The sequence below is a fragment of the Nocardia sp. NPDC052566 genome, assembly GCF_044547285.1.
GTDB lineage: Bacteria > Actinomycetota > Actinomycetes > Mycobacteriales > Mycobacteriaceae > Nocardia.
Genome location: NZ_JBIUAF010000008.1, coordinates 74692 through 89978, shown reverse-complemented (window position 1 = coordinate 89978; position 15287 = coordinate 74692). Strand labels below are relative to the sequence as shown.

The 15287-nt window shown below is 68.5% G+C and carries 13 protein-coding genes and 1 pseudogene; 5 read left to right on the top strand and 9 right to left on the bottom strand.

Annotated elements, in window-relative coordinates:
- Window positions 1–19 precede the first annotated feature (19 nt).
- Window positions 20–1159 (bottom strand): GDSL-type esterase/lipase family protein, encoded by a 1140-nt coding sequence (locus ACIG5A_RS38865; RefSeq protein WP_397249656.1) that lies wholly within the window; start codon window positions 1157–1159, stop codon window positions 20–22.
- Between the two features lie 109 nt (window positions 1160–1268).
- Here ACIG5A_RS38865 and ACIG5A_RS38860 point away from each other — a divergent pair, with 109 nt between their 5' ends.
- Both ACIG5A_RS38860 and ACIG5A_RS38855 read left to right on the top strand, forming a co-directional pair.
- Window positions 1269–1742, top strand: a complete 474-nt coding sequence (locus tag ACIG5A_RS38860; protein WP_397249654.1) for a MarR family winged helix-turn-helix transcriptional regulator — start codon at window positions 1269–1271, stop codon at window positions 1740–1742.
- A 174-nt stretch (window positions 1743–1916) separates the two neighbouring features.
- Complete coding sequence (locus ACIG5A_RS38855) at window positions 1917–3068, top strand: epoxide hydrolase family protein (protein WP_397249652.1); 1152 nt, start codon at window positions 1917–1919, stop codon at window positions 3066–3068.
- A 41-nt stretch (window positions 3069–3109) separates the two neighbouring features.
- On the opposite strand, the gene ACIG5A_RS38850 is transcribed toward ACIG5A_RS38855, so the two are convergent.
- Window positions 3110–4060, bottom strand: coding sequence for a helix-turn-helix transcriptional regulator (locus ACIG5A_RS38850; RefSeq protein WP_397249650.1), 951 nt, complete (start codon window positions 4058–4060; stop codon window positions 3110–3112).
- A gap of 63 nt (window positions 4061–4123) precedes the next feature.
- Between ACIG5A_RS38850 and ACIG5A_RS38845 the strand changes: the two genes are divergently transcribed.
- Window positions 4124–5272 (top strand): epoxide hydrolase family protein, encoded by a 1149-nt coding sequence (locus tag ACIG5A_RS38845; RefSeq protein ID WP_397249648.1) that lies wholly within the window; start codon window positions 4124–4126, stop codon window positions 5270–5272.
- Between the two features lie 91 nt (window positions 5273–5363).
- Window positions 5364–5762: a hypothetical protein gene (locus ACIG5A_RS38840; protein WP_397249646.1), complete on the top strand. Its 399-nt coding sequence runs from the start codon at window positions 5364–5366 to the stop codon at window positions 5760–5762.
- Between the two features lies 1 nt (window position 5763).
- Here the strand turns inward: ACIG5A_RS38840 and ACIG5A_RS38835 are convergent, their stop codons facing one another.
- The 4 genes from ACIG5A_RS38835 to ACIG5A_RS38820 all read right to left on the bottom strand — a co-directional run bounded on the left by ACIG5A_RS38835 (window position 5764) and on the right by ACIG5A_RS38820 (window position 10650).
- On the bottom strand, window positions 5764–7722 hold the full coding sequence (locus ACIG5A_RS38835; protein WP_397250311.1) for a 5-oxoprolinase/urea amidolyase family protein: 1959 nt from the start codon (window positions 7720–7722) through the stop codon (window positions 5764–5766).
- Window positions 7723–7784: 62 nt separating this feature from the next.
- Entirely contained in the window at window positions 7785–8399 is a 615-nt protein-coding gene (locus ACIG5A_RS38830) for an urea amidolyase associated protein UAAP2 (protein ID WP_397249644.1), read from the bottom strand.
- Window positions 8396–9148, bottom strand: coding sequence for a DUF1989 domain-containing protein (locus ACIG5A_RS38825; RefSeq protein WP_397249642.1), 753 nt, complete (start codon window positions 9146–9148; stop codon window positions 8396–8398). The genes ACIG5A_RS38830 and ACIG5A_RS38825 overlap by 4 nt, the downstream gene beginning before the upstream one ends.
- Entirely contained in the window at window positions 9145–10650 is a 1506-nt protein-coding gene (locus ACIG5A_RS38820; RefSeq protein WP_397249640.1) for an amino acid permease, read from the bottom strand. Before ACIG5A_RS38820 ends, ACIG5A_RS38825 begins: the two co-directional genes overlap by 4 nt.
- 182 nt (window positions 10651–10832) lie before the next feature.
- On the opposite strand from ACIG5A_RS38820, the pseudogene ACIG5A_RS38815 reads away from it, so the two are divergent.
- Window positions 10833–11487, top strand: a pseudogene (locus ACIG5A_RS38815) (TetR/AcrR family transcriptional regulator).
- Here ACIG5A_RS38815 and ACIG5A_RS38810 read toward each other — a convergent pair.
- From ACIG5A_RS38810 to ACIG5A_RS38800, 3 genes are all read right to left on the bottom strand, one after another.
- Complete coding sequence (locus tag ACIG5A_RS38810; protein ID WP_397250309.1) at window positions 11488–13026, bottom strand: TerD family protein; 1539 nt, start codon at window positions 13024–13026, stop codon at window positions 11488–11490.
- 79 nt (window positions 13027–13105) lie between these two features.
- Window positions 13106–13639 carry a hypothetical protein gene (locus tag ACIG5A_RS38805; RefSeq protein ID WP_397249638.1) on the bottom strand — a complete coding sequence of 178 codons (534 nt, stop codon included), beginning with the start codon at window positions 13637–13639 and terminating at the stop codon, window positions 13106–13108.
- Between the two features lie 110 nt (window positions 13640–13749).
- On the bottom strand, window positions 13750–15237 hold the full coding sequence (locus ACIG5A_RS38800) for a carboxylesterase/lipase family protein (RefSeq protein WP_397249636.1): 1488 nt from the start codon (window positions 15235–15237) through the stop codon (window positions 13750–13752).
- Window positions 15238–15287: the final 50 nt, after the last annotated feature.

Here is a 15287-nt window from a genome sequence, read left to right as displayed (position 1 = left end):
TCTCGCGACGAGGCGGAACTCAGTGGAACAGCACGGTGATATCGACCGTCTCGGCCATCGCGCGTGCGCCCGCGTCGTTGAGATGGAAGCCGTCACCGCTGTCGAACTCGGCGGCGATGTAGTCCGGGTCGTCCGGGTTCGCCACGGCGCGCGCCACATCGAAGACCGAGTCGAAAACATCGGTGCCGCGCAGCCATTCGTTGATCCGATGCCGGATCGGCAGTGACTCGGCGATGGGCAGCCCGGGAACGACGCACCCCGCGTACGGCCCGATGGTGGCGGCGTGCACGGACAGGCCCGCGGCGCGCGCACGCTCGGCCAGTGCGGTGAAACCCGCGATCATCGCCTCGGCGGTGGTGAGCGGCTGGTCGAGCATGCCGCCGAGGATCATGTCGTTGATGCCGAAGTTGAGCAGCACACTGGTGACGCCGGGCACCTCGAGCACGTCGCGATCGAAGCGGGACAGCCCGGGTTCGCCGACTTCGTCCAGGAGCAAACGGTTTCCGGTGAGGCCCTGGTTGACCACCCAGCCGCGCTCGAGCCGCTCGTTGAGCACGTCGACCGAGCGCCGGTTCGCGCTCTCCGTGCTGCCGACGCCCTCGAACCAGGAGTCGCCGAACGCGACCGCCACCGGAGTATCCCCCGGTGCGAGCACGTCGACGCCGGTGACGAAGAAGCGGCCCGAAACCACCTCGGCCGCAGGAAGTTCCAGTGCGGACGCGGCGTTTCCGCTTGCGACGTAAGCGACTTCCCTCGGGATGTGCGCGGCCGTCGCGAGCCCGGTCTCCTCCGGGAGGTACAGGCTCAGCACGAGATCGGTACCCGGCGTCACCGCGAGCGCCACCGCATCGCTGACCACCTCGCCACCCGCCGGGATGCGCACACGGTCGGCCCCGTCGAAGCGCACCGCGATCGCCGTTTCGGCGACGATCTCCCCGCCGGACTTGCGCAGCGCCACCTGTGCGGCGCCGATGGTCAGCGGCGTCCGGCCGAAGCGGTTCGACAGCCGCACCCGGACCTGCTCGCCGCCGCCCGCCAGGTGCAGCACCTGGCGCACCGTCTCGTCGGCGAAGCCACGCGGTTCGGCGAACATGACCTGCCCGTGCGGGTCGAGCACCGCGGAGCGGAATCCGGCGACCCAGCGGGTGTTCGGCGACATGGAAACCTCCAGTAATTGATGCGAGGAAATTTGCGTTGACATATTTCTACTCCAAGGTATTCCGCGTGTCAACTATCCCGGAGTCAAGCAGTTGCGCTAGATTGGAGGCATGGACATGGACGACCTCTTCGACGACCCGCACCTCACCACGATGGGCCTGCTGTTCGAGGCGTACAGCGGCGTCGTCGGCAAGCTGACGCCGGTGTGGGAGGCGCACGGCCTGTCCGGCATGGATATGAATGCCCTTATGCGCCTGAGTCGTTCGCCGCAACGCCGGCTGCGCATGACGGACCTCGCCGTCCAGACCGAGCTGTCGACCAGTGGCGTCACCCGCCTCGTCGACCGCCTGTCCCGCGCGGGCCTGGTCGAGCGCGAACTGGACCCGGCCGACCGCCGCAGCGCCTACGCGGTACTCACCGACGACGGCGCGCGCAGGCTGGCCGCCGCGCTGCCCGAGTACATCGCCGCCGTCGACCGCTCGTTCACCGGCCTACTGACCCCGCCCCAACTCGACGCCCTGATCACCGCCCTGCGCATCATCCGCGACGCCACCAACCCGGGCGCCACCGCCGGAACGGACTAGTTGATCGAATGTCGCTACCCCCCGGCTCGTGCCGCCGCCGCGATATCCCATGTCGCTACAGGCCACGCCCAGGGCAAAACCGTAATCGAGGTGCCGAGGTCTCCGATCGAGAAGGGCGCATGCCCCTGAACTCGAGGGCAGATACTATTCCCGATGGTTCATATCGTTGTGCCCATGAGCGACAAGATCAATGAATACCGAATCGAGATTTCCCAGAGTCAACTGGATGATCTGCGGCGCAGGCTCGACAATGCGCGCTTTCCCGCGCCGCTGCCCGGCGACGACTGGGACACCGGTGTGCCGACCGCGTGGCTGCGTGAGCTGGTCGACTACTGGCGCACCGAATACGATTGGCGCGCGGCCGAGGCCGAACTCAACGCCTTCCCGCAATATGTCACCGAGATCGACGGGCAGCGCATTCATTTCCTGCATGTGCGCTCGCCCGAACCGAATGCGTTGCCGCTCTTGCTGACTCACGGCTGGCCGGGTTCGGTCGTCGAATTCCTCGACGTGATCGGCCCGCTGACCGATCCGCGTGCGCACGGCGGCGATCCGGCGGACGCCTTCCACGTGGTCATCCCGTCGGTGCCCGGTTTCGGATTCTCCGGCCCGGTCACCGAATTCGGGTGGACCACCGCTCGGATCGCGAAGGCATGGGCGGAACTGATGGACCGGCTCGGCTACCAGCGCTACGGCACGCAGGGCGGCGATCTGGGGGCGGGGATCAGCCCCGAGGTGGCCAGGGTCGCACCGGAACGTGTGGCGGGAGTGCATATCAACGGCTCGCCGGTGTTTCCGCCACTGCCGCTGTCCGAGGCGGAACTCGCGAGCATGACCGAGTTGGAGCGTGACCGTATCCGTCGCATCGAGGCGTTCATGCGGGAGGAGCACGGCTACATCGCCATCCAGTCGACTCGACCGCAGACGCTGGCCTACGGCCTGGTCGATTCACCGGTCGGTCAGCTGGCGTGGATCATGGACAAGTTCCGCGAGTGGACGCATCCGCGGGCGGTCGATCCCGGCAAGATCATCGATCGGGATCGGCTGCTGACCAACGTGATGCTGTACTGGCTCAACGGAACCGCCGGTTCGGCGGCGTACGTCGGCTATGCGCAGCCGGGCGAGTGGGGCGCGGTCAACGAGAACTCCGGCGTGCCGACGGCGGTCATCAATTTCGCGCACGATATCGGCATCCGCCGGTATGCGGAGACCGAGAACACCATCATCCGGTGGGTCGATGTCGACCGCGGCGGTCACTTCGCGGCCATGGAGGAACCGGCGCTGCTCACGGCCGATATTCGCGAATTCTTCCGCACTGTGCGCTGACAGCGAACTCTCGGGGCTGTTCCGGCACGGTGATTTTCGCACTAGCCCACCGAGTCGGCGAGCCGGGCGGCCAGGGCGCGGATGTGCTCGATCAGTTCCGGTGGTTCGTGCACACGGAACGGGAAACCGAAGGCGGCCACCCACACGGCGAGTTCGTCGAGTGAATTGGATCCGGTTCGCAGTTCACAGGATTCGGCATCGATGGCCTCGAGCACACCGATCGTCGGCGCGAACTTGTCGGCCGCCACCTCGACGGGCACGCGCAGGGTGATCCTGGCTGAATAGGCGTAGGCCGAGCTGGAGATGCCGCGTGAGAGGTAGCCCGCCAGGTCGGCGTCGGGCGCCTCGCGCGGCGTGAACCTCGGCCCGGTGGGAATGCGGGGATGCAGGCGATCGACGCGGTAGGTGCGCCAATCGGCGCGGCCGACGTCCCAGCCGATCAGGTACCAGCGGCGTCCGGTGTGCGCCAGGCGATGTGGTTCGGTGGTGCGTGAAGACGTTGTGCCGTCATGGCTTCGGTAGTCGAAGCGCAGGCGGTGGCTGTCCCTGATGGCGCCCGCGATCGCGGTCAGTGTCTCCGGATCGACCCGAGGCCCGCCCGCGGGCACGGTGACGGTCGCCGCCTGGAGCATGCCGACCCGGTGGCGCAGCCGTGACGGCAGCACCTGCTCGAGCTTGGTGAGCGCGCGCAGCGAACTGTCCTCGATACCGGCGATGGTGCCGCCCGCCGCCGTGCGCAGCCCGATCGCGACCGCGACGGCCTCGTCGTCGTCGAGCAGCAGCGGCGGCAGCGTGGCGCCCGCCCCGAGCCGGTAACCGGCGACACCGGGCGTCGCGTTCACCGGATAACCCAGGTTGCGCAGCTTATCGATATCGCGGCGCACGGTGCGCGCGTCGACTTCCAGGCGCGCGGCCAATTCGGCGCCGGTCCAGTCGCGGGGCGTCTGCAACAGCGACAGCAGGCGCAGCAGTCGTGCCGAGGTCTCCAACATGCAAATAATTCTGCCGGATAGCTAGGGCAGAAGCTGTCCTAGGTGCCTTCTAGCGTAGTAGTCATGAGCAACGAAGTCATCGAATTCCGCATCGAGATTCCTCAGCAACAGCTCGACGACCTGCGCGGCAAACTCGACGGCGCGCGCTTTCCCGCGCCGCTGCCCGGCGACGACTGGGACACCGGTGTGCCGACCGCGTGGCTGCGTGAGCTGGTCGACTACTGGCGCACCGAATACGATTGGCGCGCGGCCGAAGCCGAACTCAACGCCTTCCCGCAATATGTCACCGAGATCGACGGGCAGCGCATTCATTTCCTGCATGTGCGCTCGCCCGAACCGAATGCGTTGCCGCTCTTGCTGACTCACGGCTGGCCGGGTTCGGTCGTCGAATTCCTCGACGTGATCGGCCCGCTGACCGATCCGCGTGCGCACGGCGGCGATCCGGCGGACGCCTTCCACGTGGTCATCCCGTCGGTGCCCGGTTTCGGATTCTCCGGCCCCGTGGCCGATTCCGGGTGGACCACCAACCGGATCGCGAAGGTGTGGGCGGAGCTGATGCACCGGCTCGGTTACGAGCGCTATGGCACGCAGGGCGGCGATATGGGCGCGGGGATCAGCCCGGAGGTGGGCAGGGTCGCGCCGGAGCATGTGGTCGGCGTACACCTCAACGGTGCCTTGGCGTTTCCGCCGCAGTCGCTGTCCGAGGCGGAACTCGCGAGCATGACCGAGTTGGAGCGTGACCGTATCCGTCGCATCGAGGCGTTCATGCGGGAGGAGCACGGCTACATCGCCATCCAGTCGACTCGACCGCAGACGCTGGCCTACGGCCTGGTCGATTCACCGGTCGGTCAGCTGGCGTGGATCATGGACAAGTTCCGCGAGTGGACGTACCCGCGGGCGGTCGATCCCGGCAAGATCATCGATCGGGATCGGCTGCTGACCAACGTGATGCTGTACTGGCTCAACGGAACCGCCGGTTCGGCGGCATATGTCTGCTACGCGCAGAGCGACTGGAGCGCGGTGAACGAGAATTCCGGCGTGCCGACGGCGATGATCACCTTCGCGCACGATGTCAGCATCCGGCGCTATCTGGAGACCGAGAACACCATCACCCGCTGGGTCGATGTCGACCGCGGCGGTCACTTCGCGGCCATGGAGGAACCGGTGCTGCTCACGGCCGATATCCGCGAATTCTTTCGCGCGCTGCGCTGACAGCGAACACTTGGGCCCGTTCCGGCATGTCGTCGCCGGGACGGGCCCACAATCGTGGGAGCAATACCCGTGGCACCCAGGAGCGATCGCCATGCGCGAACCGAATGCATTGAGCCGGGAACACCGGGAAGCCTTCTGGCGGCGCTGCGGCTGGTCGCCGGATCTGCCGGATGCGCAGCGGCGGGCGATCGAACAGGACTGGGACGACGAATCCATCGAACAGGCAGAGGCTTTGGGCTGGACCGTCGATTCGGCGGGTTCGGATACGCACGCCGACGGCCGGGTCCGCAGGCGGCAGCGCACCATCGTCGACTCGCACGTGGATCCGATACTGAACTACTTCGGCAAGTGCCCCGCCTGCGGTTACCCGACCCACGCCTCGACCATCGTCGTTCGCTTCGACGACGAGACCGCGGCCTCCCTGGTGATCGCCACCTGCGGCCTGCCGTGCGGCTGGAACGGCCCGGTCACCCCGACCACGATGACCTGAGTCATCCGAGTTCACCTGCCGCGCGCCACGAGTCGCGCTCGGCGGCGAACGCCGCGGTCTGGGCGGTGCGGAACCGATCGATGGACGCGGCGTTGTCGGCGAGGAACGCGCGGTAGTCGGCGAGCCGGAATTCACCGTCCTCGGTCGTGACGTCGACCCGGCCCGAGGCGAAATCGGCACGCAGGTCGAGCAATTCGTCCGCCTCGACCGGATACCAGCGGATGCGATCGAAATAGCGCAGCAGCCAGGGATTTTCGCGGGCGCGATGGTTCCATACCTGGGTGGTGCGGCCGACGAATTGGTAGCCGCCGGGCCCCTCCATACCGTAGATGCACAGGTAGGCGCCGCCGATGCCGACCGCGTTCTCCGGTGTCCAGGTGCGTGCCGGGTTGTATTTGGTGGTGACCAGCCGATGCCGCGGATCGGTCGGGGTCGCCACCGGTGCGCCGAGATAGACGTCGCCGAGGCCGAGCACCAGGTACTCCGCGTCGAAGACGGTGTCGTACACCTCGGCGACGGAGGCCAATCCGTTGACTCGGCGGATGAATTCGATATTCCACGGGCACCACGGCGCGTCGGCGCGCACGCCGTGCATGTAGCGGGTGATGGCCTCGCGGGTCGCCGGATCGTCCCAGGACAGCGGCAGCCGCACGGTCCGGCTGGGTACCACTAGCGCGTCGGCCGAAGGGATATCCCGCTCGGCCTCGGCCAGCAGGGCGAGCAGTGCGGCTATCGACAGCAGGCGTGGATCCACCCGAATCTGCAGTGAGCGCACACCGGGCGTGAGCTCGACGACCCCGCGAAGCCGCGCCGAGAGCAGGTGCTGATGCAGCGCGTGCACGCGGGCGCGCAGGCCCAGATCCAGTGTCATGGCACCGTATTCGACGAGCACGCCGTCGTCGCCCGCGCGGCGGTAGGTCACCGCGATCTCGTCGTCGACCTCGGCGCGGCGTAGCACGCCGTCGTCACCGTCGCCGCCGTCCGAGAGCACGGTGGCGATGTGCGCGCGCCTGGCCTGCCCGAGTTCGCGGACCGAGGCGGCCCGTTCGGCGCGGACCGGGACGAAGCGCACGGTATCGCCGGGGCAGAGCTGCCCGAGCTTCCACAGGTCGGCCGCGACAACGGTGACCGGGCAGACGAATCCGCCGAGGCTCGGGCCGTCCGGTCCGAGCAGGATCGGGGTATCGCCCGTGAAGTCCAGTGTGCCAACCGAATACGCGGTGTCGTGGATATTGGACGGATGCAGCCCGGCCTCGCCGCCGTCGGGGCGCGCCCACACCGGCTTCGGGCCGATCAGCCGGATGCCGGTGCGGTCGGAGTTGAAGTGCACCCGGTAGCCGGTGCCGACGAGGGTGTCGAAGTCGCCGCGGGTCAGGAACTCCGGTGCGCCGTGCGGCCCCTCGGTGACCGCCAGTTGCCAATGCCTGGTCAGCGCAGGCTGATCCGCCATCGGAACGGCCTTGGTGACCCGGCCGCGGTGTGGTCCGAGCGTGAACGTCGCACCGGCGCGCAGCGCCTGCCCGTCGACGCCGCCGAACTTGCCGAGGGTGAATGTCGCCGCGCTGCCCAGGTATTCGGGAACGTCGATGCCGCCCGCGATCAGCACGTAGGTGCGCATGCCAGGCCCGCGCACCGCGCCGATATCGAGTACGCCGCCCGCGGGCACCAGCGCCGTCCGCCAGAGCTCGACCTCGGCGCCGTCGATGGCGACCTCCGCCGGTGCGCCGGTGACGCACACCCAGGTCGGCTCGGTGAACCGCAGTGCGGGCCCGGCGAGGGTGCATTCGAGGCCTGCCGCACCTTCGGCGTTGCCGAGCGCGCGATTGCCGAGCCGGAACGACAGATCGTCCATCGGCCCCGACGGCGGCACGCCGACATGCCAGTAGCCGATCCGGCCCGGCCAGTCCTGCACCGTGGTCAGCAGGCCGGGTCTGACGACTTCGATGGTGGTGCGGGGCATTTCGGTGTCAGTGGTGGGCACGGGATGCGTCGGTAGGTCCGGATCGGCGCCGATCGCCACCTTCACCTGATCACCACCATCCGCACAGGCGTCGGGTCGAAACCGTTGCACGGGTTGTTGATCTGCGGGCAGTTGGAGACAAGCACCAGCGTGTCGGTCTCGGCGCGGAGGGTGACCTTCTTCCCCGGCGCGGACCGTCCGTCGACGATGCCGAGCGTGCCGTCGGCCTCCACCGGGACGTTCATGAACCAGTTGATATTGGAGACCAGATCCCGTTTGCCCATACCCCATTTCGCCGCCTCGGCGAGGAAGTTCTCCACGCAGGCGTGCTGGTGGCGGGTGTGGTGGCCGTAGCGCAGCGTATTCGACTCCTGGGAGCAGGCGCCCGCGATGGTGTCGTGATTGCCGACCTCGTCGGCGAGCACGGTCATCAGCGCGGTGCCCGCATCGGTCAGCAGCACGCTGCCGGTGCTCAGGAAGATATTGCGCTGTGCGGCGACGGTGGCCTGCGCGCTGTAGCGGTCGGTGTGGTCGGCGGCGGCGTAGAGCAGGCAGTCCACCGCCTGATTGCCGCGCAGGTCGATGATTTCGAGCCGATCGCCCGCGCGTACCACCGCCGACCACGGTGCGCGCGCGGGAACGGTCTCGTCCAGTACCACGGTGCCCGGTGTGTTCACGCCGTGACCTCCGTCGTCCGCGCGGCGAGCCAGGCCGCCTCGGTGTTCTGCACGGCCCGTTGGTACTCCGGGTCGGTGTTGTGGGTCGCGCCGAGCTCCTCGGGGGCGGTCCACGCGACGATGTCGAGCGCGGTCGGCTCGCGGTCGTCGAGCGGATGCGCGGCGTTGGCGATCAGCAGCACGACCGGCAGATGGACGAGCAGATCGACCGACGCGCCCGGCCCCGCGCTACCGGTGGCGGTGAGCGCGCCGTCGGATTCGACGCGAACGCCGCGGAACAGCGATACGGTCGGTCCGATATCTCGTGGTTCCAGTCCCTGTTTGGCCCCGGCGAGGCGCAGCAACGCGCGACCGTGTGCGGTGGGGCCGCAGAGGGTGTCGTGGTGCCCGGAGGTGTCGGCGACCAGCGTGGCCAGTATCCGGCCCTGATCCGACAGGAGCGGATGCCCGGTTGAAAGATAAGCCTGCCAAGGCACTTTCACGGTGTCGGCGACGTTCAGCCGCTCCCATGTCGCGCCCGCACGCAGCAACAGCAGCTGCGCGCCCGCGGCGCCGTCGGGATCCGTCAGCCGGATCCGCGTGCCACGGCCGAGGGTGACATCGGCGTAGCCGCCCGACGGAATACGCTGGGCCCAAGTGATTTTCGCCTCCGCGATGTCATCGGGCAGCACGGGTACGGCGAGTGCGGCGGCGGCCGCCTGCGCTCGCGCATGCGCACGAGCCGCGGTGGTGGATGCCGTATCGGTCATCGAGATACTCCTTCGGTGTTGTTCGACACCAGGCGGTACACGCCGACGCCGACGATGATCACCAGCAACACGAAAAGCGGTGCCGCCCACTGCATCCACCAGCCGCCGCCATGTGGGACGTAGACCTCGGCGCGTGGCCAGGCCAGGTTCACCGCCATCGCGACACCCCAGCAGACGGCCAGGATGTTGATCGGAATCCCGAAGCGGCCCAGGCTGAACAGCGTGGGATCCGCCGCGGGCAGCCCCTTGAACCGCCGTATCAGCAGCGGCACCGTCACCAGCAGATACGCCAGATACAGCATGACGATGCAGACGCTGGCCAGCGTGGCGAAGAGGGCGGCATTGCCGAGATTCAGCACGAGCAGCCCGATGCCGAGCACCCCGATGATGATCGCGGGCAGCACCGGCGTGCCGTAACGCGGATGCACCGCGGCAAGGCGCGCGCCGAACGGCAACCGCCCGTCGCGGGCCATGGAGAACAGCAGCCGTGCGCCCGCGGTCTGAATGGCCAAGGTGCACACCGTGATCGCCACCGCGACGCAGCCGAGCAGCACCTTGCCGGCCGGGCTGTCCAGCTTGCTGGTGAGCACGTAGGCCAGTCCGTCGGTGGCCAGCGCGCCGTCGTCCAGGCTCGGTGCCGCCATCAGCGCGCTGAGCAGCAGCAGCCCGCCGCCGAGCGCGGAGACCGACAGCGCGGTGAGTATGGTGCGCGGCGCCACCCGGCGCGGGTTCTTCGTCTCCTCGGAAAGTTCACCGGCGGAATCGAATCCGACCATCACGTAGGCGGCCATCAGCCCGGAGACCAGGAATGCTGCCCAGTACGGCCCCGGCGCGGCCTGATCGGTCCGCAGCACCACATCGGCGCCGCGCTCGGTATGGGTGAAGAACAGGGTGACGATCGCGGCGACGCCGATGATCTCCAGCGTCACGCCGATCGAGTTGATCCGTGCCATCACGCCGATGCCGATCACGTTGATCGCCGTGGTGAACACGAGCAGGATGCTGCCGAGCAAGATCGCGTTCGCCGCGCCGTCGGCGGAGGTGAGCGCCGTTTCGGTGCCGATGATCTGGAAGCCGCCCCAGATCGAGGGGAGGACGACCTGCAGTGCGATCGCCGCGGCGGCGGCCGTGACGATCTGCGCGATGATCATCAGCCAGCCCGCGTACCAGCCGACGACCGCGCCGCCGAGCCGGCGCGACCACTGGTAGATGCAGCCCGAAATCGGGTAGCGCGCGGCGAGTTCGGCGAAATTGAGGGCGACGAGCAGCTGCCCGGTGAACACGATGGGCCAGGTCCAGAAGAATGCGGCGCCGCCGAATCCGTAACCGAAGCCGAAGAATTGGAAGATCGTGGTGAGGATGGAAACAAAGGAGAAGCCCGCCGCGAACGAGGCGTAGCGGCCGAGTTTGCGGTGCAGCACCGGCTGATAACCGAAGGCCGCCAGATCGGCGCTGTCCGGCGAGAGTGATGGGGGTGGGGGTGAATCAACATTGATGGCCATGGACATTCCTTTGCGTGTGGCCAAATATCTATCGCGTGATAGTTTTCCGTCCCCGAGCGCGCTTCCGGTGACCCGCGTGTATCGCTTCCGGGAATCTGGGTAACGTCTTCGTTGCCGAGATTTCTATCAAGTGACAGAAACCTCTCCGCCGGTGTTATCCGGCGCGGTGCCAGAATGGGGCGATGGCAAACCTCGGTCCTGGCCGACCCCGACTCGAGCAGCGACGCCGCCGCGGTCATACACCGCGCGCGGAAATTCTCGATGCCGCCGCCGAGTTGTTCACCACCAAGGGCTACGCCAATACTTCTACCCGTGTCGTCGCCGACGCGGTGGGAATTCGGCAGGCTTCCCTCTATCATCATTTCGCGGCCAAGGACGACATTCTCGACGCGCTGCTCGCCGGAAACCATCGCGGCGCCATTGGAACTCGCCGAACGACTAGCCGTGGCCCCGGAGCGGGCCGCAATCAGGCTCTACGCACTCGTCTGGTTCGACGTGCGGCAGCTGTGCGAGGCACGCTGGAATCTGGGGGCGCTCTACCTGCTGCCCGAACTGCGCACCGAGCGCTTCGCGGCCTTCCGCCTGCGCCGCGACGAATTGCGCGGCCACTACGAGCGTTTCGCGACCGAGGTGATCGCCGAGTCCGGCGCGGCCGGTGTGCCCGGCGCGCACGTACTGCCGTTCCGTCTCGTCGAGACGGTGATCGGGATCCGCGCCGACGAGGGCGCGGCGCCCGACTACGCCGAACGCGCCATTCCGGACGCGGCGCTGCGCATCCTCGGCTGGCCCGGCGACCTGCCCGCGCTCAGGGACGATGCGGGCTCCCTACTGTCCTGATCAGCCCTTACCCCGGCTGGCACGGAACTCGAAGTCCCAGTTGTAGATTCGGGCGATCTCCCGGACGCCGCCGCCGGGGCGCCCCGCGGGCGGCCGGATGAAGGTGCCGTCGCGGCGGACCACCAGCTCGCCGTTGATGTTCTCGATGTGCGCGATGACCATGTCGCGGGAATCGTCCATGCAGCCGCCGAGCAGGATCTCGATCGGCGGCGAATTCAGCGGATACAGCGTGGCCGTCGCCTGCATGCCGCGGAAGTCCTTGGCGCCCTCGTAGATCGAGGCGAACACCAGGATCCGGCGGAACTGCGCGGTGAAATCGAGGTTGATATCCAGGTTCTCGCCGTTCGCGCTGGCGCCGGTGCGGTCGTCCTGGTCGAGCCGGACATACGGCGGACGGTCGAGCGCGCCGAAGGACTTGTCCAGCGCGCGGACCGAACCGATCCGGCCGTCGCTGAGCTCGAAGAAGCAGGCGAGGTCGAGATCGAGGTTGCCGCCGCCGCGCTTGCGGCCGAACAGCCCGCCGCCGCCCTGCGGCGCCATGCCGGTCCAGTTCAGGTTCACCCGCATGGTGCCGCCGGTCGCGCCCTGCTTGGTCAGCGAGACCGAGGGTGACTCCTTGGTCAGCGAGATCTTGCTCAGGCTCACCGGCTGGCCCGGTGCCGGCTGTGGCGGCACGGGCTGCTGCGGATAGCCCTGTGGCGGAACCTGTTGCGGCTGACCGTACGGCTGTGCGGGCTGCTGCTGGTATCCGTACGGTTGCGGCTGCTGATAGGGCTGTTGATAAGGCTGAGCCGGTTGCGGGTAGCCGGGCCCGTACTGCTGGGTCGGCGGCGCGGGCTGCTGATACTGCGGCTGCGGTGGGAACTGCTGTGTCGGCGGGAACTGCTGTGGCGGCGTGTACTGCTGTGGCGGCGTGTACTGCTGCGGCGGCGCGGGCGGCGGCGGTGGCGGCGTGTACTGCTGCGCGGGTGCCGGCGGTGGTGGTGGCGGCGTGTACTGCTGCGGCGGCGCCGGTGCGGCGGGCGCGTCGTCCACCGAGATCCCGTAATCGGTAGCGAGCCCGGCCAATCCGGACGCGTAGCCCTGCCCGACCGCGCGGAACTTCCACGCGCCCTGACGCCGGTACAGCTCGCCGAGCACGAACGCGGTCTCGGTGGTGGCGCCGACACTGTCGAACCTGGCCGCCTCCGCGCCGGTGGCCTGATCGATCAAACGCACATACAGGCCGTTGAACTGGCCGAAGGTGCCGCCGTCGGCGGACGCGGCGATGACGATGGTGTCGATCTGCGGTTCCACCTGCGCCAGGTTCGCCGACAGCACGTCGAGCACCATCGGCCCCTGCTGCTTGCCCTCGTGACGCACCGCGCCCGAGGGATGCGACGGCTGGTTGTAGAAGACGAAGTCGTTGTCCGACCGCACCTTCCCCGAGACCAGCAGCAGCGCGGAGGCGTCGGCATCAGGCACCCCCGGCCCCGCCTGCCAGCCCAATTCGATACGGACGGCGGACATCGGCACCGCAACGTTGGCGCCCTTCTTCATCGACACGTCTCCCAACGTATCCGAAAGGGCACTACCGCGTGCCGGGGATTCGAGTCGGCGGTTCGGCGACGCGCCGAGGTCAGCGTGCCGTCGGTGGTGCGATCTGCCAGTGCTGTTGCAGCGCGCCCGCGATCTCCGGCAGCACGGTCACCGGAACGCGTTTGCGGCGCAACATCTCCCGTATTTCGTTCACCTGCTCGCGTTTGCGCAGGTCGTAGGCGCCCGCGACCGGTCCGGCGACCGGCGGAATGCACAGCAGCACCAGCTCGCCGTGCCGCTCGTCACCACCGGACAGGTCGAGCGCGAGCGACCAGCGCGCCTGCTCGTCCAGGGCGAACCGCCCGGCGACCACGCGACCCCAGTCGATGCTGGTGCGCGCCCACGGGGTGCGCCGGTAGATGGCCTGGTCGGTGAGTATCACCGAATCCCTGGTGAACAGCGCGGTGAGCGCGGCGATACCCGCGATCGCGCCGAGCGCCAGCCCGGTGAACACCCGCGGTATGCCGAACGCCCAGACGGTCGCGGCACAGATGGCGCCGATCGTCAGCAGCCCGAGCGCGGCGTAGCCGATCGCCCGCCGTAGCGGCACCACACCAGCGTGCACCGTCGTCATCCCGGCCTCCGTGTCTCGGTCCCCCGCCGTACCGAGTGTCACGCTACCTGGGCCGCACCCGGCCGAGAGTGTGCAAATGCTCACCCACCGACACCGAACGCGGAGCTCCGCTACGCGCCGTGCCCCAGTGCCCGCAGTTCGTCGGCGCGCGGATCGATCACCACCGTCGACTCGGGCGAGTCGAAGACCTTGACCGATCGCGAGCCGGGCCGGAATTCCGGCCAGCCCGGATCGCCGGTGGTGGCGAAACCCACCCAGGCCCGATGGACTTCGTCGGCCAGCCGCTGCGGCGGATTCGGCCCGGTCAGTGTGTGCGCGTCGGCGAGGGCGTCGAAGACGAACGGTATTTCGAGCACATGGCAGGCGCGCAGCTCGTCGATGCCGGAGTGCCAGGCGAATTCGTACAGATGCGCGGATTTGCCCGCGGCCGCGACGGATTCGGCGATGCGTGTGGTGTCCGCGCGGAACACGAGGTCGGTGACGATCGCGGCGAAGATATCGGCGGCGCGGGCGCCGGGGCGATTGGCGGAGTAGACCTCGGCCACCGCGGGACCGACGCCGTAGCGGGGGAGCAGCAGCGGCAGCGTGGTGTCGTCGATACCCGCGGCGATACCGGTGGGGAAGGTGAAGAAGCGGAATTCGTCGGTGGTGTAGCCCGCGAGCAGCGGCACGGCCCGATCCGGTTGGGCGGCAAGCACATCGGTGGGCCGGTCCACGATGATGTCGCCGTCGATCACCGGGAAGAAGCTGAGGATGCCGAGCCCGTTGCCGACCACCGTCGGGCCCCAGCGCGCGGGATCCGGGTTCATCATCAGCTCCAGCGCGATCGAATCCTGCGCCGTCCGAAGCCGGTCGGGCCCGACCTCGCCGAATGCCGCGGCGGTCGGCTCGATGCCGAGCCCGGCGGCCACCTCGACGGCGATCCGCTGTGCGTCCTCGGCCGCGGCGACGGCGGATCCGTTGCCGCTCTGCATGATCGCCCGATGGAACAGGCCGCGCGACAGCGGTGCGGCCACCAAGGCGGCCACGCTCATGCCGCCCGCGGACTCGCCGAAGATGGTGACGTTGCCGGGATCTCCGCCGAACGCCGCGGCGTTGTCCTGCACCCACCGCAGGGCGAACAGCTGATCGTGCAGGCCCCGATTCAGCGGCGCGCCGGGCACGGCCGCGAATCCCGAGATGCCGAGCCGGTAGTTGATCGAGATCAGCACCACGCCGTCGCGGGCGAACGCGCTGCCGTCGTAGATCTTTCGCGCGTTGGATCCGCGAGTGAACGCCCCGCCGTGGATCCACACCATGACCGGCAGGCCGGACCCGCCCGGATCCGGCGTCCACACGTTCACGTTCAGATACTCCGTGCCAGGTATCCCGTCGCTGCCGATCAGCGCATGGATCGGCGGCGGATACGGCGACTGCACGCAGGTCGCGCCGTACTCCACCGCGTCACGCACCCCGGACCATTCCGGCGCCGGTCGGGGCAGCTCGAACCGCGCGGCCCCGACCGGCGCCGCGGCATAGGGAATACCGAGAAAGACGCTCACTCCGTCCCGGGTGACGCCGCGCACCTTGCCACCCGTGACCGACACAATCGTTTCCATACCGACTCCTCCTTCGGCACCGATTCTCGCGTCCGGCGCGCGGCCGGGCG

Coding starts and splice junctions, on each gene's coding strand:
- ACIG5A_RS38820 (WP_397249640.1), bottom strand. CDS start 10,650: ATGGCCATCAATGTTGATTCACCCCCACCCCCATCACTCTCGCCGGAC.
- ACIG5A_RS38845 (WP_397249648.1), top strand. CDS start 4,124: ATGAGCAACGAAGTCATCGAATTCCGCATCGAGATTCCTCAGCAACAG.
- ACIG5A_RS38810 (WP_397250309.1), bottom strand. CDS start 13,026: ATGAAGAAGGGCGCCAACGTTGCGGTGCCGATGTCCGCCGTCCGTATC.
- ACIG5A_RS38835 (WP_397250311.1), bottom strand. CDS start 7,722: ATGCCCCGCACCACCATCGAAGTCGTCAGACCCGGCCTGCTGACCACG.
- ACIG5A_RS38805 (WP_397249638.1), bottom strand. CDS start 13,639: ATGACGACGGTGCACGCTGGTGTGGTGCCGCTACGGCGGGCGATCGGC.
- ACIG5A_RS38825 (WP_397249642.1), bottom strand. CDS start 9,148: ATGACCGATACGGCATCCACCACCGCGGCTCGTGCGCATGCGCGAGCG.
- ACIG5A_RS38800 (WP_397249636.1), bottom strand. CDS start 15,237: ATGGAAACGATTGTGTCGGTCACGGGTGGCAAGGTGCGCGGCGTCACC.
- ACIG5A_RS38855 (WP_397249652.1), top strand. CDS start 1,917: ATGAGCGACAAGATCAATGAATACCGAATCGAGATTTCCCAGAGTCAA.
- ACIG5A_RS38840 (WP_397249646.1), top strand. CDS start 5,364: ATGCGCGAACCGAATGCATTGAGCCGGGAACACCGGGAAGCCTTCTGG.
- ACIG5A_RS38850 (WP_397249650.1), bottom strand. CDS start 4,060: ATGTTGGAGACCTCGGCACGACTGCTGCGCCTGCTGTCGCTGTTGCAG.
- ACIG5A_RS38865 (WP_397249656.1), bottom strand. CDS start 1,159: ATGTCGCCGAACACCCGCTGGGTCGCCGGATTCCGCTCCGCGGTGCTC.
- ACIG5A_RS38860 (WP_397249654.1), top strand. CDS start 1,269: ATGGACATGGACGACCTCTTCGACGACCCGCACCTCACCACGATGGGC.